This is a genomic window from Streptomyces sp. NBC_00503, from assembly GCF_036346895.1.
In the GTDB taxonomy this organism is placed as follows: Bacteria; Actinomycetota; Actinomycetes; order Streptomycetales; family Streptomycetaceae; genus Streptomyces.
In genome coordinates this window covers 7,472,402-7,492,444 of the sequence record NZ_CP107855.1, presented here as the reverse complement: position 1 = coordinate 7,492,444, position 20,043 = coordinate 7,472,402, and the positions used below count along the sequence as shown (strand labels likewise).

Annotated in this window: 19 protein-coding genes; 10 read left to right on the top strand and 9 right to left on the bottom strand. The window is 72.1% G+C overall.

Translation table 11 applies throughout. The features are described from left to right. Positions 1 to 86 precede the first annotated feature (86 nt). Together OG490_RS34120 and OG490_RS34115 are read left to right on the top strand one after the other, a co-directional pair. Positions 87 to 1,505, top strand: a complete 1,419-nt coding sequence (locus OG490_RS34120; RefSeq protein WP_330300141.1) for an MFS transporter — start codon at positions 87 to 89, stop codon at positions 1,503 to 1,505. Continuing rightward, entirely contained in the window at positions 1,502 to 2,515 is a 1,014-nt protein-coding gene (locus OG490_RS34115) for a TolB-like translocation protein (protein ID WP_330300140.1), read from the top strand. Before OG490_RS34120 ends, OG490_RS34115 begins: the two co-directional genes overlap by 4 nt. Positions 2,516 to 2,563: 48 nt before the next feature. On the opposite strand, the gene OG490_RS34110 is transcribed toward OG490_RS34115, so the two are convergent. Next, positions 2,564 to 2,941: a helix-turn-helix domain-containing protein gene (locus OG490_RS34110; RefSeq protein WP_330300139.1), complete on the bottom strand. Its 378-nt coding sequence runs from the start codon at positions 2,939 to 2,941 to the stop codon at positions 2,564 to 2,566. Positions 2,942 to 3,144: 203 nt separating this feature from the next. Between OG490_RS34110 and OG490_RS34105 the strand changes: the two genes are divergently transcribed. Continuing rightward, positions 3,145 to 3,528: a hypothetical protein gene (locus tag OG490_RS34105; protein ID WP_330300138.1), complete on the top strand. Its 384-nt coding sequence runs from the start codon at positions 3,145 to 3,147 to the stop codon at positions 3,526 to 3,528. 111 nt (positions 3,529 to 3,639) lie between these two features. Here the strand turns inward: OG490_RS34105 and OG490_RS34100 are convergent, their stop codons facing one another. The 3 genes from OG490_RS34100 to OG490_RS34090 form a co-directional block, all read right to left on the bottom strand. Next, positions 3,640 to 3,951, bottom strand: a complete 312-nt coding sequence (locus tag OG490_RS34100) for an SCO5918 family protein (RefSeq protein ID WP_330300137.1) — start codon at positions 3,949 to 3,951, stop codon at positions 3,640 to 3,642. A 111-nt stretch (positions 3,952 to 4,062) separates the two neighbouring features. Beyond that, positions 4,063 to 5,769, bottom strand: a complete 1,707-nt coding sequence (locus OG490_RS34095; RefSeq protein WP_330300136.1) for a DEAD/DEAH box helicase — start codon at positions 5,767 to 5,769, stop codon at positions 4,063 to 4,065. 350 nt (positions 5,770 to 6,119) lie between these two features. Beyond that, a complete protein-coding gene (locus tag OG490_RS34090; RefSeq protein ID WP_053678014.1) occupies positions 6,120 to 6,323 on the bottom strand; it encodes a cold-shock protein in 204 nt (67 codons plus the stop codon). 342 nt (positions 6,324 to 6,665) lie between these two features. Here OG490_RS34090 and OG490_RS34085 point away from each other — a divergent pair, with 342 nt between their 5' ends. From OG490_RS34085 to OG490_RS34075, 3 genes are all read left to right on the top strand, one after another. After that, positions 6,666 to 7,121 carry an SRPBCC domain-containing protein gene (locus OG490_RS34085; RefSeq protein ID WP_330300135.1) on the top strand — a complete coding sequence of 152 codons (456 nt, stop codon included), beginning with the start codon at positions 6,666 to 6,668 and terminating at the stop codon, positions 7,119 to 7,121. After that, a complete protein-coding gene (locus OG490_RS34080) occupies positions 7,118 to 7,510 on the top strand; it encodes an ArsR/SmtB family transcription factor (RefSeq protein WP_330300134.1) in 393 nt (130 codons plus the stop codon). The genes OG490_RS34085 and OG490_RS34080 overlap by 4 nt, the downstream gene beginning before the upstream one ends. 132 nt (positions 7,511 to 7,642) lie before the next feature. Then, positions 7,643 to 8,443 (top strand): class I SAM-dependent methyltransferase, encoded by an 801-nt coding sequence (locus OG490_RS34075; protein ID WP_330300133.1) that lies wholly within the window; start codon positions 7,643 to 7,645, stop codon positions 8,441 to 8,443. A gap of 56 nt (positions 8,444 to 8,499) precedes the next feature. Here OG490_RS34075 and OG490_RS34070 read toward each other — a convergent pair whose 3' ends face one another. Both OG490_RS34070 and OG490_RS34065 read right to left on the bottom strand, forming a co-directional pair. After that, positions 8,500 to 9,024 (bottom strand): AAA family ATPase, encoded by a 525-nt coding sequence (locus OG490_RS34070; protein WP_330300132.1) that lies wholly within the window; start codon positions 9,022 to 9,024, stop codon positions 8,500 to 8,502. Between the two features lie 102 nt (positions 9,025 to 9,126). Further along, the gene (locus tag OG490_RS34065) at positions 9,127 to 10,059 is read right to left on the bottom strand and encodes an aminoglycoside phosphotransferase family protein (protein WP_330300131.1); all 933 of its coding nucleotides are present in this window, start codon (positions 10,057 to 10,059) and stop codon (positions 9,127 to 9,129) included. Between the two features lie 75 nt (positions 10,060 to 10,134). Between OG490_RS34065 and nadE the strand changes: the two genes are divergently transcribed. Beyond that, positions 10,135 to 10,977, top strand: a complete 843-nt coding sequence (nadE, locus tag OG490_RS34060; protein WP_330300130.1) for an ammonia-dependent NAD(+) synthetase — start codon at positions 10,135 to 10,137, stop codon at positions 10,975 to 10,977. 92 nt (positions 10,978 to 11,069) lie between these two features. Here nadE and OG490_RS34055 read toward each other — a convergent pair whose 3' ends face one another. Further along, positions 11,070 to 12,509 carry an MFS transporter gene (locus OG490_RS34055; RefSeq protein ID WP_330300129.1) on the bottom strand — a complete coding sequence of 480 codons (1,440 nt, stop codon included), beginning with the start codon at positions 12,507 to 12,509 and terminating at the stop codon, positions 11,070 to 11,072. Positions 12,510 to 12,678: 169 nt separating this feature from the next. Between OG490_RS34055 and OG490_RS34050 the strand changes: the two genes are divergently transcribed. The 3 genes from OG490_RS34050 (at position 12,679) to OG490_RS34040 (ending at position 16,990) form a co-directional block, all read left to right on the top strand. Further along, entirely contained in the window at positions 12,679 to 13,584 is a 906-nt protein-coding gene (locus OG490_RS34050; RefSeq protein ID WP_330300128.1) for a helix-turn-helix domain-containing protein, read from the top strand. Between the two features lie 108 nt (positions 13,585 to 13,692). Continuing rightward, the gene (locus tag OG490_RS34045) at positions 13,693 to 16,020 is read left to right on the top strand and encodes a family 20 glycosylhydrolase (protein WP_330300127.1); all 2,328 of its coding nucleotides are present in this window, start codon (positions 13,693 to 13,695) and stop codon (positions 16,018 to 16,020) included. Between the two features lie 160 nt (positions 16,021 to 16,180). After that, positions 16,181 to 16,990 (top strand): hypothetical protein, encoded by an 810-nt coding sequence (locus OG490_RS34040; RefSeq protein ID WP_330300126.1) that lies wholly within the window; start codon positions 16,181 to 16,183, stop codon positions 16,988 to 16,990. A gap of 78 nt (positions 16,991 to 17,068) precedes the next feature. Here the strand turns inward: OG490_RS34040 and OG490_RS34035 are convergent, their stop codons facing one another. Beyond that, the gene (locus tag OG490_RS34035; protein ID WP_330300125.1) at positions 17,069 to 17,782 is read right to left on the bottom strand and encodes a ribonuclease H family protein; all 714 of its coding nucleotides are present in this window, start codon (positions 17,780 to 17,782) and stop codon (positions 17,069 to 17,071) included. 14 nt (positions 17,783 to 17,796) lie between these two features. Next, on the bottom strand, positions 17,797 to 20,013 hold the full coding sequence (locus tag OG490_RS34030; protein WP_330300124.1) for an MMPL family transporter: 2,217 nt from the start codon (positions 20,011 to 20,013) through the stop codon (positions 17,797 to 17,799). Positions 20,014 to 20,043: the final 30 nt, after the last annotated feature.

The following is a 20,043-nucleotide window of genomic DNA, read 5'->3' as shown; positions in this document are numbered from 1 at the left end:
AGGGTCGCCCGTACGTACGAATGCCGTGCGCAACGAGTGCCGCGCGCACGAGTGACCCAGACCGTCGCCACCGGGAGCTCCAGAGCATGTACCTCGCGGACCGCTCCGCGCCCACCGGCGCGAAGACCGCACCGGACGGGCGACCCGTCCGGGCCCCCGCGGTCGCCTCGGCCGTCCTCGCCCTGGGCGCGGTCAGCCTGATCACCGACGTCTCCTCCGAGATGGTCACCGCCGTCCTGCCGTTGTACCTGGTCGCCGGACTGGGCCTGAGCCCCCTCGGGTTCGGCGCCCTGGACGGGCTCTACAACGGGGTCAGCGCCCTGGTGCAGCTGACCGGCGGGCACCTCGCCGACCGGATGCGCAACCACAAGCTGATCGCCGGCATCGGCTACGGACTGTCCGCGCTGTGCAAGCCGCTGCTGCTGCTCGCCCACAGCCTCGGCCCGGTGGGCGTGGTCCTCGCCCTGGAACGCACCGGCAAGGGGCTGCGCACCGCCCCGCGCGACGCGCTCATCTCCCTTTCCACACCACCCGAGTTGCAAGGACGCGCCTTCGGCGTGCACCGCGCGATGGACACCACCGGGGCACTGCTCGGACCCCTCGCCGCCTTCTTCATCCTGGGCATCACGGTCGACGGGTACGACGCCGTCTTCGGGGTCAGCGCCTGCGTCGCCGCCCTGGGCGTCGTGGTGCTCGTGCTGTTCGTCCCGTCCGGTGCGGACCTCGGCCCGGTCCGCCCGAAGCCCGCTGCTCGCCGGGTCCGCCCGAAGCCCACCGCCGGCCCGGTCCGCACCGATCCCGCGGCGGCGGCCACCGCCTCGGAGCCGGCCCCGGCAACCTCCCCGGAGCCGGGCGCGGTGAACGTGCGCGAGGCGCTGGCCCTGCTGCGGCTGCCCCGGCTGCGCGCCCTGGCCGGCTGCGCCGCGCTGCTGGGCCTCACCACCGTCAGCGACGCCTTCCTCTACCTGCTGCTCCAGGACCGCGCCGGCATCGGCGAACAGTGGTTCCCGTTGCTGCCGCTGGGTACCGCCGCCGTGTTCCTGCTGCTGGCCGTCCCGGCCGGCGCCCTCGCCGACCGGATCGGGCGCCGCACCGTCTTCCTCGCCGGGCACGCCCTCCTACTGGCCGGCTACGGGCTGCTGCTGTGGGCCCCCGACCGGTCCGCGCTGCCCTACCTGGTCCTCGCCCTGCACGGCATGTTCTACGCCGCCACCGACGGGGTCCTGCCCGCCGCCGTGGCCGCGACCGTCCCCGTACGGCTGCGGGCCACCGGCATCGCGGTCGTCGGCACCAGCCAGGCGCTGGCCCGCTTCGGCTGCTCGCTGGCCTTCGGCGCCGCGTGGACGCTGCTGGGCTCCGGTCCCGCGCTCGGCGCCGCGGCGGCGGCCCTGTGCTGCTGCGCGGCCGTCGCAGGCTTCGTACTGCGGCCGACGGCTCCGGACGGGGAAGCCCCCGGTCCGGCCCGCACTCCCCCGCACCCCCGAAACTCCCGAGGAACCCGATGACGCGCTCACGCCGGCTGCTCGTACTCGCGCTGGCCGTGCTGCTCCTGGGAGCCCTCGCGGCGGTCGCGGTGCTGCGCGCCTCCGCCCGCTCCGAGCAGACCCGGAAGGGCGATCCCACGGTCGCCCAGGGCAAGGTGACGCTCGGCCGGACGGACGGGCTGGCCTTCCTCAACGGCGCGCAGGGCCCGCACCGCGGAGCCGTCGCCTCGGTGGCGGCCGGGGCGCCCCAGTCCGGGCGCACGGCCTCGGACCTCACCTGCCAGCGCTTCTACGCGGCCGCCGGGACCGGTGTGTGCCTCAACTCCAAGCCGGGCGCCCTCGCCCAGGACAACCGGGCCCTGATCGTCGACTCCGACCTGCGCACGCTGCACAGCTTCCCGCTCGCGGGCACCCCGTCCCGGGCCCGGGTCTCCCCCAGCGGCCACTTCGCCGCCTGGACCGTCTTCGTCGCCGGGGAGTCCTACGGGGCCGCGTTCTTCTCCACCCGCACCTCGATCGTGGACACCCGGACCTGGACGCTCGAACCGGACCTGGAGAAGTTCTCCATCGTGAAGGACGGCCGTCCCTACACCTCGGGGGACGTGAACTTCTGGGGCGTCACCTTCTCTAAGGACGACGACACCTTCTACGCCACCCTCGCGACGGCGGGCCAGACCTACCTGATCAGGGGATCGCTCTCCCGACGCGAGGTCACCACCCTGGCCCAGAACGTCGAATGCCCCTCCCTGTCCCCGGACGAGACCCGGGTCGCGTACAAGAAGCGCGTGATGCGCGGTGCTTCCCTGTGGCGCGAACACGTCCTGGATCTGAGCACCCTGCGGGAGACGCCCCTCGCGGAGAAGCGCAGCGTGGACGACCAGGCCCTGTGGCTCGACGACCGCACCCTGGCCTACGCCCTGCCCGCCGACGGCTCGGTGGACACCACCGATCTCTGGACCGTTCCGGCGGACGGCACCGGCGCCCCCCGCGTCCTGGCCCCGGCGGCCTCGTCGCCGACCCGCCTGGGCTGAGCCCCTGCGAGCCGGGCCCCGGGGCCGGGGCCCGGCACCCGCTCCGGATCAGTCCTCGGAGCCGGTCTGCGACTCGGTGCCCGAGCCGTTCCCAGTGCCGTTCCCCTTGCCAGTGCCCGCCGCCCGCCGGTACTCGGCGTTGATGCGCTGGGCCTCCTCCAGCTGGTCCTCGAGGATGACGATGCGGCAGGCGGACTCGATCGGGGTCCCCTGGTCCACGAGCTCCCGGGCCCGGGCGGCGATGCGCAGCTGGTAGCGGGAGTACCGGCGGTGGCCGCCCTCGGACCGCAGCGGGGTGATCAGGCGGGCTTCGCCGATCGCGCGGAGGAAACCGGGGGTGGTGCCGAGCATCTCGGCGGCCCGGCCCATGGTGTAGGCCGGGTAGTCATCATCGTCAAGACGACCCAGAGAATTCTCTGCTGTCACTTTCACCTCGTTTGTGGGACGCGTCGAGGGGCCCTGGCGCTGTTCGGCACCGGGGCCCCGAGCCGCATTCAACACCATTTGCCGTGCCCCACTCCCCCCGCGCACCGTCCACGGGGTGGTGCGCGCCGCCCCCGGGCCCCGTCCGGGCATCCGCCGTCGGGCTCAGGGCGTACCCGGGGAGGCGGAGAATCGTTGGGGCAGGCATGGGCACCACACACGCCGCTTCCCCGTCCCTGGCACGGCACCGGGCTCCCGACCGCGCCCCTTCCGGGACGGTACGGGGCATCCCCCGGCAGCAGTCTCCGGGCGGTTCTCCCCCAGTCGGCCGGGCCGCCGGGGGATCCGTCGTATTCGATCAGCTCGCACGCGAATGGGAGGCCCGGGGGGCCACCGTTCCCGGCCTGCCCGACCCGCTGTGGGACCGGCTGATCACCTACGAGCATTTTCAGCGCGAGACGGACGCCACCCTGCGCAGTCTGCGCCTGGACCGCGCCGAGCCACCGCCCCCGCCGCCCCCGCCCCTGACCCCCGCGACGCCCGCTCCGGCCCCGGCCGCTCCGGCGGGCCCGCGCTGGACGCGGGCATGACGAAGCACCGAGGGCCCCGGCGGCTGGTGCCGTCCGGGGCCCTCGGTGCTGTGCCTGCTCTGCGTGCCGTACGCGCCGTAGAGGCTGTACGTGCCGTACGTGCGCCTTCGGTCAGACCCCGGCCGGGGCGCCGAGCAGCGCGGACGCCTTCTGGACCGGGGTCAGGCCGGCGTCGGGCGGTGTTTCCGGGGCGATCGCACGGCAGGTGAAGCCCAGTGCGGTCAGCGCCCTGGTCACCTCGGCGGCCGTGAAGTCCCGGCGGTCTTGGCGGGTGACGACCGCGCCCACCTGCTTGACGGGGTAGGCGCGGCGGCCGATGATCACGGACTCACCCGTGATCGGCTCGGGCTTGACGCCCTTCATCGAGGCCAGCACCCCGCTCTTGTCGAGGTCGAACGGAAAGCGTGCGATGACGAAGCGCATGATTCCTCACAGGGGGAAGAGAACCGTCCCGGCCGCTGCGGCACGGGGACGCCGGGGCTCGGAGCCCGCGGGCGTGGAGGTGCGGAGCTGTGGAGCTTGACCGGGCCCGGACTACGCGGCCGTGGAGAAGGTGCTGCCGCGCTCGGACCGGACGGGGGACGAACCCGTCCTGCTGCGCCGCTCCTGCGCCGGACGGCTCCGGCGGCCGCGGGAGGACCCCGTACCGCTCTTGGAGCGCTCGGGGACGGGCGCGGTGATGACGACCGGGATTCCGGACGGTGCCTGGGCGCCGGTGATCCGGTTCAGCTCGGCCTCGCCGGAGCGGACCTGGGCGGTGTGCGGGGTGATCCCGGCGGCGGCCATCAGGCGGGTCATCTCGCGGCGCTGGTTGGGCAGGACCAGCGTGACGACGCTGCCGGACTCGCCGGCGCGGGCGGTACGGCCGCCGCGGTGCAGGTAGTCCTTGTGGTCGGTCGGCGGGTCCACGTTCACGACGAGGTCCAGGTTGTCCACGTGGATGCCGCGGGCGGCGACGTTGGTGGCCACCAGCACCGTCACGTGCCCGGTCTTGAACTGCGCGAGGGTACGGGTGCGCTGGGGCTGCGACTTGCCGCCGTGCAGGGCCGCGGCGCGCACCCCGCTGCTGAGCAGGTGCTCGGTCAGCCGGTCCACGCCGTGCTTGGTGTCCAGGAACATGATCACGCGGCCGTCGCGGGCGGCGATCTCGGTCGTCGCGGCCTGCTTGTCGAAGTTCTGGACGTGCAGGACGTGGTGCTCCATCGTCGTGACGGCACCGGCCGAGGGGTCGACGGAGTGCACGACGGGGTCGGTCAGGTAGCGGCGGACCAGCAGGTCCACGTTGCGGTCGAGGGTGGCGGAGAAGAGCATCCGCTGGCCCTCGGGGCGCACCTGGTCGAGCAGGGCGGTCACCTGGGGCATGAACCCCATGTCGGCCATCTGGTCGGCCTCGTCCAGGACGGTGATGCCGACCTGGTTGAGCCGGCAGTCGCCCCGCTGGATGAGGTCCTTCAGACGTCCCGGGGTGGCGACGACCACTTCCGCCCCGCCGCGCAGTGCGGTGGCCTGACGGTAGATGGGCATGCCGCCGACGACGGTGGCCATGCGCAGCTTGACCGCACGGGCGTAGGGGGTGAGCGCCGCCGTGACCTGCTGGGCGAGCTCACGGGTGGGTACGAGGATCAGCGCGAGCGGCTGACCGGGCTCGGCGCGCTGTCCGGCCGTACGGGCCAGCAGGGCCAGGCCGAAGGCGAGGGTCTTGCCGGATCCGGTGCGGCCGCGGCCCAGTACGTCGCGGCCGACGAGGGTGTTGGGCAGGGTCGCGCCCTGGATCGGGAACGGCGTGGCCATGCCCTCGGCCTTGAGCGTGGCCAGCAGCTGGGCCGGCATGTCGAGGTCGGCGAAGGCCTCGACGGCGGGCAGCCCGGGAACCACGGTGACCGGCAGGGCGAACTCGCCCTGAGGTGCGGAGCTGCGACGGCCGTAGCCGCCACCACCCGAGCGGGAGGGGCCGCCGGAACGGCCGGGGCCACCGGAGCGGCTGGGAGCACCGGAGCGGCTGGGGGCCGACGAGCCGAAGCGGCCGCCTCGGCTCGAGGAGCCGGTGGAGCTGCCGTAGGAGCCGGTGGAGCCGCCGCCGTAGGAGCTGGTCGAGCCGCCCCCGTAAGAGCCGGCGGAGCCGCCGTAAGAGCCCCCGTAGGAGCCCGCGGAGTCCCCGTAGGAGCCGGTGGAGCCCCCGTAGGAGCCACCGCTCTTACGGCTGCCGGAAGAGCGGTTGTTCGTACGTGTCGTGCGGTTCATGCGGAACCTTCCTCGATACGGCACACATCGAGGAATTCCCGGCAGCGGAAATCAAGCCGCGCGACGATTCACAAGAATGAGCCGAAACAAAATCAGATATGACGAAGCCGGATTGAAGTACTTCCGGGTTGTCACGAAGGGGGCGCCGCGCGGCGTGCCGATGGTAACGGCGGTCACACGCGGGCAGGGAGCCGAGGAAAAATCCATCGGCAGAACAGCTGGGCGCTTCGACAGCGAGCGCTGTCGCGCCGCTCACACGGGCCGCAACGGCCGGCGGAGCCTGAAAAATACAACGAGCCGGGGCCCGCACCCCAAGGTGCGGGCCCCAGCTGCGTGGTTACGCTTCAGCGTCAGGCAGTGACGATGTTCTCAGCGGTCGGGCCCTTCTGGCCCTGCGCGATGTCGAAGCTGACCTTCTGACCTTCCTGAAGCTCGCGGAAGCCCTGGGAGGCGATGTTCGAGTAGTGGGCGAACACGTCAGGACCGCCACCCTCCTGCTCGATGAAGCCGAAGCCCTTTTCCGCGTTGAACCACTTCACGGTGCCATTAGCCATGTTGAATCTCCTTCGGGGCACAGCCCAGAGGTTCGCACTGTGCGAACCTCGAGTCGCCGATGATTGCCCAGCCCGGAAAATGCCGGAATCAAATCTTTGGGAACCTCAACTGCAACTGAAACCACAGTAGCACGCCGGAACCGGCCGGGCGAGAACAATAATTCCACTCCGCCGGTCGGATCAGAAATTCTTACCGCACCCCGCATTCATTTCTGTCGTGGCGAACACAGATATTTCGATGATCGAACTCGCGCAACCGTACGGTTGCACCAGCCCGACCGATGTGCAACTCTGGAGTTGCACCTCACCGTGGTGGTGAGGACGGAGCCGAAGGAGTCCGCCATGAGTACGGATCGGATCGAACGCGACACCCTGATCGAGGCCTCCCTGGAGCGGGTCTGGTCGCTCGTCGCCGAGCCCGGTTTCTGGGTGGCCGACGACGCGGGCCTGACGGTGCTGGCGGGCACCGTGGCCAAGGAAGGGGAGTCGGTCGTGGCGACCAACGCCCAGTACGGCGACTTCCCGGTGCGCGTGGAGAAGGTGGACCCGCCGACGTACCTGGCCTACCGCTGGGCCAGCGCGTTCCCGGGGCAGGAGCTCAGCGAGGACAACAGCACCCTGGTGGAGTTCACCCTGACCCGGGAGGGCGACAAGACCCGGCTGCGCGTCGTGGAGAGCGGGTTCGCCGCGCTGGCCGGGTCCGAGGAGCTGCGCGAGCGGGCCCTGAAGGACAACACCGGCGGCTGGCCGCAGGTGCTCGACGCCTTCAGGAAGCGCGTCGAGCAGTCGACGGCGTGACGGACGACGACGGACGCCCCGGCGCAGGTACGGGTACGGGCGCGGGTCCGGGCGCGGCGGTCGACGAGGTCCTCGCCGCGCTCGCCGACCCGACCCGGCGCAAGCTGCTCGACCTGCTCGCCGCACAGGGCCAGGTGAGCGCAACCACGCTCGCGGAGGGCCTTCCCGTCTCCCGGCAGGCGGTGGTCAAACACCTCGCTGTCCTGGACGCCGCCGGGCTGGTCTCCGGGATCCGGGTCGGACGCGAGGTCCGGTACACGGTGCGGCCAGCGGCCCTGGACGCCACGGCACGGTGGATGGCCGGTCTGGCCGCCGACTGGGACCGGCGACTGGCGGGCATCAAGCGCATCGCGGAAGCCGCGGAGCGCGACGCACGGCGGTCCCCGTAGTACCGACGGCGCCGGGGCCGGGGTCCGGACCCATCCGGACCCCGGCCCCGCCCGCCCGCCCGCCCGCCCGCCGCACGATGCCGCCGTGTCGTACCGCCCGGCCCGCCCGGTCGTGGCCCGATAGTGGTGACCGTGAGCGACAGGCCAGAGGGAACCGGGAACGCCGGAGCGGGTGCCGGGGAAGAGGGCGTCGCATGGTCCGGACCGGACGGTGCGCAGGCCTTCGCGGCCGTGGACGCGGCCACCGACTGGCTGCTCGGGTACCCCTTCGTCTTCCGGGCCCTGGCAGGGTGGATCGACAGCCGCCACGTCCTGGTGGACTACGGCTGCGGGCCGGGCAAGGTGGCCGACCACGCGGCCCGGCGGCTCGGCGCGAGGGTACTGGGCGTGGACACCTCCCCCGAGATGCTGGCACTGGCCCGCGGCTCCGGGACGGCGGTGGCCGAGTACCACCTGGTCGAGGGCGGCCGCGCGGTCTGCCTCGCGGACGGCAGCGCAGACGCGGTGATGTGCAACCACGTCCTGGCCTCGCTGCCGACCGAGGAGACGGTGCTCGCGGTCTTCGGCGAGATCCACCGGATCCTGCGCCCCGGCGCCCCCTTCGTCCTGCTGGCCACCGATCCGGCGTGCAGCGGCACGGAGTACGCGTCCTTGCGCATCGGGGATCCGGGCGAGGAGTACGGTCCCGGCGACGAGCTGACCGTACGGCTCCGGCGCACGGACGGAACCTGGCAGTCGATGCCCAACCACGCCTGGCCCGTGGAGCTCTTCCCCGCCCTGCTGGAGCGCGCCGGATTCCGGGACGTCGTCCAGCACCGCCCCACCGTGGACGAGGGGCTCGCCCTCGCCGACCCGGACCTCGCCGCGGGCCGCACCTGGTCGGCGGAGCGGTCGAAGCCGCCCCTGGTGATCACCACGGCCCTGGCCGACTAGGCCGTCTCTTCCCGACTCTTTACGGGCCCGCGCGGGTACGTCCGGCACGGCTGCGGTCAGGCGAAGGACGGCCACCGGTTGGCGGCCCACTCCCGCCAGTCCGCCCAGCCGGGCGGCGGGCCGGCGGCCCCGCATCCTCCGCGCTCGGCCGTATCGGGCTCCTCGAAGTGCGCGCGCCCGTGCAGGATGTCGGCCTCGGTCATCGGAATCGTCTCCGCGGGGGCGTTCGCCCGGCGCCGGGCGATCCTGGCACGTTGCGTCTCTTCGTCCACCGGCAGGTAGACCATCCGGAAGCAGGCATCCTCGGCCTCGGCCAGCCAGCGGATCGCGGACCGTTCGTCGCGGGACCAGCAGCCGTAGTCCACCACAACGTTGGTGCCCAGCCTGAGCGCCTCCAGAGCGAGCCAGAGCATGCGGCCCTCCAGCACGTCGCGCTTTCCGTCCGCCTCCGCCATGTCGAACAGCGGAATCATCCAGTCGTCGGGCGTCAGGCGCAGCGCGCCGTGCTCCTTGGCGAGCTGCCGAGCCTTCGTGGTCTTCCCGGCCCCTGGTAGGCCGACCATCAGGAACAAGGTGGTCACGCCCAGATCGTGTCAGGGAAGCCGCACGGACGACCACTGCTTTGTCTGTCCACTCACGGTCCGAGCCCGCGTCCTCGACCTCGACCTCGACCTGCTCGGTGTTCACCGCGACTCCGTGAGCACCTCCGCCAGGCGGTCCGTGAACGCGGTGAGCAGGTCCAGCACCGCCCCTTCGCGGGCCGCGCGGAAGCCGTGCCGGCGACCCCAGAAGGAAGCCCGGACGGCATGGAACTGGGCCCAGCGCCGGACACGCTCGCGATCGACCTCGGCGGCCTCGGCAAACACGTCCAGGATGCGGTGGGCGGCCTTGCCGAGGTCCTCCGCCACCAGTAGCTCCAGCGCGCGCGACTTGAGCAGGGTGCCGCCGTCGTAGGCGGGGTCTCCCGCGTACCCCTTGGGGTCGACGGCCAGCCACGGCTCGCGGTCGGCGCGCAGGACGTTCCCGGCGTGCAGGTCTCCGTGGACCACGGTGTCCGGCTGTACGCGGCCCAGCTCGCGCGCGGTCGCGAGGGCTGCGCCGACCACGCGGGGCGGCATCGAGTGCGCCAGCTCCGCGGCGTCCCTGCGCAGCTCCTCCTCCCAGGACCGCGCCTGGTCCCGCAGCCGGGGCAGCACGGGCGGGGCGGCAACGGCCAGTCGGCGGTTGATCCGCCCCGCGACCTCCGCCACCTCGTCGCCGTCCGCGGACTCCGCCAGGGTCGAGGGCCGGACCCTCTCCAGCAGCAGCGCGAAGCGCGCGTCGTCGCGCTCGTACAGCAGGACCGCCCCGCGGCCGCGCCACGCGGCGAACGCGTCCGGCTCGTGGACGTTGCCCGGGTGCGGGAACGACACCTTCAGTACGGCGGCCGTCCCGGTCGACCTCCGCACCGGGACGATGACCCCGACGCCCCCGTGCAGCACCGCGCCCTCCGGCACGCACCCCCACTGCTCCAGCAACCCGTCCACGATCAAGGGCAGTTCGGCGATCCACCGGGCTCCGGGCCCGCCTTCGCGCTCGACCGTGCTCCGCGCGAACCCCTCCGGCACCCGGATCATCCGGACGCCTCCCCCACCGGACGACAGCTCAAGATCGGCTTCCCCCAGTTCGATTTCGGCCAGTACAGTACGTGGATGGTGAACCTCCGCGAGCAGATTCTCGCTGAACTTGGCGTCAAGGCGGCCATCGTCCCCAAGGTCGAAATCCGGGAACGGGTCGACTTCTTGAAGGACTACCTGCGGTCGACCCCGGCCACCGGCTTCGTCCTCGGGATCAGTGGCGGCCAGGACAGCACGCTGGCCGGCCGGCTGTGCCAGCTCGCCTCCGAGGAGCTGCGCGCCGAGGGCCACGAGGCCACTTTCGTCGCGGTGCGGCTGCCCTACGGGGTCCAGGCCGACGAGCACGACGCGCAGATCGCGCTGGAGTTCATCCGGCCGGACCGCTCGATCGCGGTGAACGTCAAGCCGAGCGCGGACGCTGTCGGCGCCGAGGCGGCGCTCGGCCTGCAGGAGCTGCTGGGCGGCGAGCCGCAGCTCCGGGACTTCGTGCGCGGCAACATCAAGGCCCGCGAACGCATGGTGATCCAGTACTCGATCGCGGGTCAGCTGGGGATGCTCGTCGTGGGTACCGACCACGCGGCCGAGGCGGTGACCGGCTTCTTCACCAAGTTCGGCGACGGCGGCGTCGACATCACCCCGCTGACCGGACTGAGCAAGCGGCAGGGCGCGGCGCTGCTCCAGGAGCTGGGAGCACCGCCGAGCACCTGGGAGAAGGTTCCGACCGCGGACCTCGAGGACGACCGTCCCGCGCTGCCCGACGAGGTGGCGCTGGGCCTGTCGTATGCCCAGATCGACGACTACCTGGAAGGCGCCGAGGTCACCGCCGAGGTGGCGGCCAGGCTGGAGTCGATCTTCCTGGCGACCCGGCACAAGCGGACCGTCCCGGTCACCCCGCTCGACGCGTGGTGGCGGGCCTGACCCCAGGGCGGCGCTCGTAGGCCACGCGCGTCCACGAACGGATGGCCCGGGGCCTCTACAGGCTCCGGGCCATCCGTTCGTCCTCGTCGCCGTCAGCGGGCCTTCCTCCCGTTCAGGAAGAGCACCGTCGTGAGGGTTCCGGCCAGTACGAGCCCCGTGTTGACCAGGATCGCGGTCGTGATGCCCGCGTGGATCGTGCTGTGCGCCGCCACGATCGCGCTCATCACCGGGGTGCCCATCGTGATGCCGATCTGCTGGGTCATCGTGGCGAGGCCTGTGGCCATGCCCTGTTCGCGGTCGGGCAGCCCCGTGGTGGCAGTGACCATGAAGCCGACGATCACCAGCATGTTGCCGATGCCGCCCGCGAAGGTGGCGGCGAGCAGGAGCCACAGGCCTGAGGGGGAAGTGCCGAGGGCGACCAGGCTCAGGGTGGCGGCGGCCTGGAGCAGTCCGCCGATGACCAGGGCCGTACGGGTGGAGGTGCCCGCGATGACACGGGGCGCGACGGATCCGCCGATGACCGTGCCGGCGCCCAGGACCCCGAAGGCCAGGCCTGCCGAGAGCGGGGAGAAGCCGAGGACCTCCTGGAGGTGGAGCGTCATCAGGAAGACCAGGCTCGTCTCCGTGAGGAAGGCGATCAGTCCCGCCGTATTGCCCCAGGCGACCGTCCGCTTCCTCAGTACGGAGACGGGCACCAGGGGGTCGGCTGCCCGGGATTCGACGGCGTGGAAGGCGATGAGCAGGAGCACCCCCGCGGCGAGCCAGCCCAGCGCCGCCACCGAGCCCCAGCCGTGCTCGCCCGCCAGCGTGAGCCCGTAGATCAGGGCCAGTAGGCCGAGGGTGACCGTGGTGGCACCGGGCAGGTCGAGCTTCGGGCGGACGGCCGGGCGGGACTCCTTGATGACCGTCGGGGCGATGATCAGGACCGCGAGGGCGACGGGGACGTTGACGAGGAACGCCCAGCGCCAGGAGAGCAGGTCCGTCAGTACGCCGCCCAGCACCGCGCCCGCCGTGAACCCGGCCGACATCAGTGCCCCGTTGAGGCCCAGCGCCTTCTGCCGCAGCGGTCCCTCGGGGAAGGAGGTCGTCAGCAGGGAGAGCCCCGCCGGGGTGACGGCGGCGGTGGCCAGGCCCTGGAAGACCCGGGCGGTCAGGAGCATTTCGGGGCTGGTGGCCAGGCCTCCGGCCAGGGAGGACAGGCCCAGGACGGCGAGACCCGCCAGGAAGAGCCGGCGGCGGCCGAAGAGGTCCGCGATCCGGCCGAAGAGGAGGGTGAATCCGGCGGCGCTCAGCGCGAACGCGGTCGCGATCCACTGGAGGCCGGACAGGGAGAACCCGAGCCCGGCGCCGATGACCGGCAAGGCCACGTTCAGGATGGAGAAGTCGACCGCCAGCATGAACTGGGCGACCAGCAGGACCACCAGGACGAGCCGCAGGCGGCCGTCGAGACGGACCGGGCCCGCCTTCCCCGACTGCTCTCCCTTCCCTTGATCCGGACCCGCGCCCACAGATGAACTCTCGACGATCGACATGGCCGTACTTCCTTTCCGCTCGCGCCACCAAGGCGTTCCGGAAAGCGACTCTGGCCCGGCCCCCCGGCCTTACCCAGCCCCCTGGTTGTGCTGGCGCCGCGGAAGCTGTCACTGGCAGGGCCACCCTGGAGCGGCCCGCTCCCCATACCCGGACGGCACACTGGAATCCATGGACACACCCACGGCCCTGGGCGAATTCCTCCGCAACCGCCGCGCCCTCCTCCAGCCCGAGGACGTCGGTCTTCCGGCCCACGGCACCCGACGGCGCGTGCCCGGACTGCGCCGCGAGGAGCTGGCCCTGCTGGCCGGCGTGAGCATCACCTACTACACGCACCTGGAGCAGGGGCAGAGCACGAACGCCTCGGACAGCGTCCTCGACTCGCTCGCCCGAGCCCTGCGCCTGACCGCGGACGAGCACGCGCACCTGCGCGACCTCGCCCGACCCCCGAAGGGCAAGCGGGTCCAGTCCCCGCGTCCCGAGTACGCGCGCGCCGCCACCCGCCGGCTGATCGGTGCGATGCCGCAGGTCCCGGCCGTGGTGCTGGACGGCCGCAACAACGTGCTCGCCTGGAATCCGCTGGGCCACGCCCTGCTCGCCGGGCACCTGGACGCGGCGAGCCCCGAGGATCCGGCCGCCCGCCCCAATCTGACGCGCATGCTGTTCCTGGACCCGCACACCCGGGAGCTCTACACCGACTGGCGGACCGAGGCCCGTACCGCACTCTCCGCGCTGCGGCTGGTCGCGGGCCGCCACCCCGACGACCGTGCGCTGGCCGAACTCATCGGCTCGCTGATGCTGCAGAGCCCCGATTTCGCCACCCTGTGGTCCAAGCACCCGGTACGGGACTGCACCGTCGGGACCAAGTCCATGCACCATCCGGCCGTGGGTCCGCTGTCCCTCGATTTCGAGAACCTCCACCTGTCCGACGGCACCGGCCACCGGATGATGCTGTACAGCGCCCCGGAGGGCTCCCCCTCCGATGCGGCGCTGCGCCTGCTGGCGGGTCTGGTCGCCGATTCCCAGGGCCAGTTGCTCGATACTGCTCGTTCAGGTGGGGTTTCGAGCAACTCTTGACATAGGTCGGGTACTGCGCTGCACTTTGGCCACTCCCTCCGGCAGTCACGGCCGGAGGGAGATACCGCCATGAACTCCCCCTGCCCTGACCACACCTGAGGACTCGCCATGCGTCTGCTCAGATTCCTGACCGCCTCCGCCTTGGCGGTGGCCGCACTCTCCCTGCCGGGCGCCGCCTCCGCTTCCCCGGCAGTCGCCCCGGCCGCCGCGGCAGCCGCGGCCGCGCCGCAGACCGTACCGGCCCTGCGGCAGTGGACCGCCGGCACCGGCACGTACGGCTTCACGAGCACCAGCCGGATCGTCGTCGATCCGGCCTACACCGCGCAGCTCTCGGACGAAGCGGCCACGCTGGCGGAGGACTTGGGCGCGCTGGCCGGGCGCTCCGTGGCCGTGGTCACCGGGAGCGCCTCCCCCGGCGACATCGGGCTGAGCCTCGGTGACGGTTCGCTGCCCGCCGAGGGGTACCGCATGACCGTCGGGCAGAGCATCGCCATCCAGGCGGGGACGGACACCGGGGCCTTCTACGGCACCCGTACCGTGCTCCAACTGCTGCACCAGTCGGCCTCGGTGCCGGCCGGAACGGCCGTGGACTGGCCCACGAAGTCCGAGCGCGGGCTGATGATCGACCAGGGGCGGAAGTTCTTCACCGTCGACTGGGTCAAGCAGCACATCAAGGAACTGGCCTACCTCAAGCTCAACTACTTCCACTTCCACGTGTCGGACACCTTCGGCTTCCGGCTGGAGAGCGCGACCCACCCCGAGATCGTCTCCACCGACCACTACTCCAAGCAGGACATCGCCGACCTGGTCGCGCTCGGGCAGAAGTACCACGTCACGATCGTCCCCGAGATCGACACCCCGGGGCACATGAACCAGATCCTGGCGGCCCATCCGGAGCTCAAGCTCAAGAGCAGCTCCGGCGCGGTCAGCCCGGACTTCATCGATCTGTCCCTGCCCGCCTCGTACGCCCTGATCAAGGACCTGATCAACGAGTACCTGCCGCTGTTCCCGGCCGCGTACTGGCACATCGGCGCGGACGAGTACGTCACCGACTACAGCAAGTACCCCCAGCTGCTCAGTTACGCCCGCGCCCACTACGGCGCGAACGCCACCGCCAAGGACACCTACTACGGGTTCGTGAACTGGGCCGACGACCTGGTCCGGGCCGGCGGCAAGACCACCCGGATGTGGAACGACGGGATCAAGGCCGGGGACGGCACCATCACCCCCCACGCGGACATCCTCGTCGAGTACTGGTACAGCTACGGGCTCACCCCGCAGCAGCTGGCGGCGGCCGGGCACACCGTGGCCAACGAGTCCTGGACCCCCACCTATTACGTGCTCGGCGGCGCGAAGCCCGACACCAAGTGGATGTACGAGACCTGGACCCCGGACACCTTCGAGGGGGGCAACGTCCTCGCCGACGGGGCGAAGAACCCCGGTTCGCTGATCCACGTGTGGTGCGACAGCCCGAACGCCGAGACGGAGACCCAGGTCGCCGCCGGCATCATGTACCCGCTGCGCGGGCTCGCCCAGCAGACCTGGGGGTCCCCGAAGCCGGTGAGCACCTACGCCGCCTTCACCCCGATCGTGGCCGCGATCGGCCACAACCCCGCCTGGCCCAGCACCTCGCAGCCGGGCAATCTCGCCCTGGGCCGCGCCACCACCGCATCCAGCACCGAGACCGCCAACTTCCCCGCCCCGCTGGCCACGGACGGCGATCCGGGCACCCGCTGGTCGAGCGCGTACAGCGACCCGCAGTGGCTCCAGGTCGACCTGGGCTCCAGCCAGGCCGTCAACCGGGTGGTGCTGCGCTGGGAGGCCGCCTACGGCAAGGCCTTCCAGATCCAGCTCTCCGACGACAAGACCACCTGGCGCACCCTGTACTCCACCACGGCCGGTACGGGCGGGGTCCAGGACCTGACCGGGCTGTCCGGCTCCGGCCGCTACCTGCGCCTGTACGCCACCCAGCGCGGCACCACGTACGGCTACTCCCTGTACGAGTTCGAGGCGTACGGGGGCCAGTTGAGCGGGACCCGGACCCTGACGGCCGCCGGGAAATCGCTCGACGACCCGGGGAGTTCCAGCGCCTCCGGAACCCAGCTGATCACCTGGACCCCGCACGGCGGACCCAACCAGCAGTGGCGGCTGTCCCTCAACGCGGACGGCAGTTACACCATGGCCAACGGCTCCTCCGGCCTCTGCGCGGACACGGCGGGCGGCTCGACCTCCGCCGGCGCGGCCGTGGTCCAGGCGACCTGCGCCGCCGGGAGCGACAGCCAGCGCTGGCTGCTGGCCCCGCTCGGCTCGGGCGAGTACTCCGTGACCAACAAGAAGAGCGCCCTGCTGCTGACCACGGCCTCCGGCTCGGACGGAGCCCTGGCCACCCAGCAGCCGAACAGCGGTTCCGCCTTCCAGCGGTGGCAGATCGCCTGAGCAGCCGACCTGACGGCAGTAGCCACGATCGACGGCGGCACGGAGTCCGGACAGCGGACTCCGTGCCGCCGCCCGTTCCCGCTCCTCGCGCCCCCGCCCCGCGAGGGGGAACCCGGGTGTGCGAATGTATGGACTTTGTAAACGCACATGGGGGCAGGTCATGAGGGCAGGCAAGGCCGCCGCGGGCATCGCGGTGGCATTCGGTGCAGTGGTGGCGACGGCAGGATGTTCGGCGACGGCCGTGACCCGGGCCGCCGATTCGGCGGAGGTGCTCGCCGCGGCGCTCGGCAAGGCCTCGGACGAGGCTACGGGCGCGGGCTCGGCCGAGATCAAGGTGACGACTTCGGGACCACAGACCGGCGGCAAGCCGGTGGTCGTGACGGGGCTCTACTCGTGGGGCAACGGCCTCGCGATGGAGGGCGAGATTGCGGCCGCGGACGTCAAGATGCAGAAGCTCGTGGCGGACGGCACCGTCACGGTCCGGCTCGTGCAGGGGGCGTACTACTACAACATCGACCCGGTGCCGGCCGGGCCCCTCAAGGGCAAGAGCTGGCTCAAGCTGGACGCCTCCGCCGTCATGGGCGAGAACGGCGCCGCCGCGCTGAAGAACGGCTCCAACGATCCGACGGCGGGGCTGAAGCTGCTCAAGTACGCCAAGGGCGTCAGCAAGGTCGGCAAGGAGGACGTCAACGGCAAGGCCGCCACCCACTACCACGCCAAGATCTCCACGGCCGAGCTGGGCGACGCGGCCGCCATCTACCAGTCGATGGGCGGCGGCGCCACGGACCTGGTCGCCGACGTCTGGATCGACGACAAGGGGATGCCGGCGCGCATGACGCAGGCCTTCGGAGCCCTCGACACCTCCATGGACTTCCTCTCCTTCGGGGGCGCGAAGGAGATCACCGCGCCGCCGGCCGCAGAGACGGCCGATATGACCGAGATGATCAAGAACCGCAAGCCGGCGGCCTGACGGCTTGACGATGTGACGGTCTGCCGCGCCGCCGGCCCGGCAGACCGTTGCCCACCCGGCCCACCCCGCCCACCCCGCCTACTCGGCGGCCTCGCCGCCGCAGTCCGGGTGTCCCCAGCGGGAGCCGAGCTTGGAGATCTTCTCGCCCGCGGCGTACTGCTTGCCGCACGGGCAGGTGCCCGGGAACTTCGCCTTGATGGTGACGCCGCCGCTCCGCGTGCCGGTCGCCTTCCTGGCGGTCGCGGTGCCGGCACCCGCCCCGCGGGCCTTCGTGGCCCGGGCCGGGGTGCTGCGGGCGGGCGCCGGGATCGGCATCGCGGTGTGACCCAGCGCGGTACCGGCCGGCTCCTGGCTCACCGCGGCCTCGCTGGCCGCCTGGTCGGCGATCGCGTTGAGGTGGTCGCCGTCCTCGCGGTGCGCGGGAACGTAGCGGAACTCCACGTCCCGGTCGGTCAGCAGCGCGTCGATGCTTTCGACGAGCTCCCGGTTGGCCACCGGCTTGCCCGCGGCGGTCTTCCATCCGTTGCGCTTCCAGGCCGGGAGCCACTGGGTCACGGCCTTCATCGCGTACTGCGAGTCCATCCGTACCTGGACGGCCGTCCCCGGTGCCACCGCCTCCAGCAACCGCTGCAGGGCTGTGAGTTCACCCACGTTGTTGGTGGCGCGGCCCAGCGGCCCGGCCTCCCAGCGCTCGGGGTGGCCGTGCGTGTCGGCGATGACCCAGGCCCATGCGGCAGGCCCGGGATTTCCCTTGGCCGCCCCGTCACAGGCGGCGATGATGCGATCAGACATCCCCCGATCATGCCTCACCCCCGGACCCTCTCCGGACCCTCCCCGGGCCCGGCCACCTCCCGCGGGTGCGGCAGGAGCCGGTCGAGGAAGGGCGGCAGCCACCAGTTGGCGCGCCCCATCAGGAACATCGCCGCCGGAACGAGCACCAGCCGCACCACCGTCGCGTCCAGGATCACGCTGACGGCGAGTCCCAGCGCGAGCATCTTGACGACCACGGTGGGCGAGGCCGCGAAGGACAGGAAAACCGCCGTCATGATGAGGGCCGCGCTGGAGATGACCCGGCCGGTGGCGGCCAGGCCGGTGCCGACGGCGAGGGTGTTGTCCCGGGTGCGGTGCCAGGTCCCGGCGATGGCGGAGAGCAGGAAGATCTCGTAGTCCATCGACAGGCCGAAGACGATCGCGAACATCATCATCGGTACGAAGGACTCGATGGGCACCGGCTCCGACAGTCCGATCAGCCCGCTGCCCCAGCCCCACTGGAACACCGCGACGAGGATCCCGTAGGACGCCGCGGTGGTGAAGAGGTTGAGGGCGACCGCCTTCAGCGGGATCACCACGCTGCGGAACACGACGGTCAGCAGCAGGAGCGCGGCCGCCAGGACGATGCCGATGATGAGCGGCAGCCGGTCCTTCACGGTGTCGCGGAAGTCGAGCTGTGCGGCGGTGGATCCGGTGAGGTAGCCCTCGGCTCCGGTACCCCTCAGCGCCGTGGGCAGGGTGGTGTCGGTGAGCCGGGTGAACAGGCTGCCCGTGCCCGCGGTCTGCGGCCCGGTGGCGGGGGTGAGCGTGGAGATGAGCAGCTTGCCGTCGGGGCTCGGGGTGAGGGGGGTGAACCGGGCGACCCCGGCCGTGTCCCGCAGGGCGGCGGTGAGCTCCGCGCCGATCCGGTCGGGCGCGGCGGTGGCGTGGTGGAGGTCGGCGACCAGGACGAGGGGGCCGTTGGCCCCGGGGCCGAAGCCCGGTCCGGTGCCCTCGGCTGTCCAGTCGTACGCCTGCCGGGTGCTACTGCCCGCCCGGTCGGCGCCGTCGTCCACGTGGCCGAGCCGCATGGAGAACAGGGGTACGGCGAACAGTCCGAGCAACAGGGTGCCCGCGGTCAGGAACTTCCACGGATGCCGGGCCACCAGGGCGGCGTAGCGGTGCCAGCCGTCCTGGCTGCCGGAGGTTTCGGCGACCGGGCGGCGGACGGTGTACCGGTCGATGCGGCGCCCGACCAGGCCCAGGGCAGCCGGCACCAGGGTCAGGGCGGCCGCGCCCGTGATGGCGACGACGAGGGTGGCGGCGAGCCCCATGCGGCCGATGAAGCTCAGTCCGCAGGCGTACAGGCTCAACATGGCCACGACGACGGTGACGGCGGCCACGACGACGGCGCGGCCGCTGGAGGCGGCGGTGCGGCCGGCCGCGTCGACCGGATCGTGCCCGTCGATGAGGTCCTGGCGGAAGCGGGTGGTGAGGAAGAGGGCGTAGTCGATGCCGACGCCGAGGCCGATCATGGTGGCGAGGGTGGGTGCGGCGGTGGCGAAGCTGACGGTGCCCGCGACGATGCCGACGACTCCGATGCCCACGCCCACGCTGATCAGAGCCGTGGCCAGGGGCAGCAGCGCGGCGGCGATGCTGCCGAAGGCGAGGACGAGGATCAGCAGGGCCGCGATCACGCCCACCGCCTCGCTGGCCCTGTCGTTGGCGGGCGGCCGCACGACCTGGTTCAGGTCGCCGCCGTACGCGACCTCCACGCCTGCGGCGCGGGCCGGGGCGGTGGCTGCGTCGAGGGTGTCCCGGTAGCCGTGCCCGAGCGTCTTGACCTGCCGGTCGAAGGACACGGTGGTGTAGGCGGTGCGGCCGTCGGCGCTGGTGACGACCGGGGACGCGGCGGTGACGTGGTCCATCTCCGCCAGGTGGGCGCGGCTCTCTTCGACGGCCTGCCGGTGTCCGGCCAGGGAGCCGGACCCGACGTGGAAGACGACGCGCCCGCTGGGGTCCCCGACCCCGGGGGCGGAGCGGGCCAGCAGGTCGGCGCCGGTACGGGACTGCGTGCTGGGCAGGGCGATCTGGTCGCTGTAGGTGGGGTCGGCCAGGTGGCGGCCGAGTACCGCGCCGGCCAGCAGCAGGAGCCAGGCCGCGATCACCCAGACGGGATGGCGCGCGCTGAAGGCTCCGAGGCGGCCCAGGCGGGAGGCCGGGACCTGCGCCTGGGCCTGGGCCTGCGGTGCGGATGGCTGGGGGGAGTGCACGACGCCTCCAAGAAAGTGTCAGGACTGACA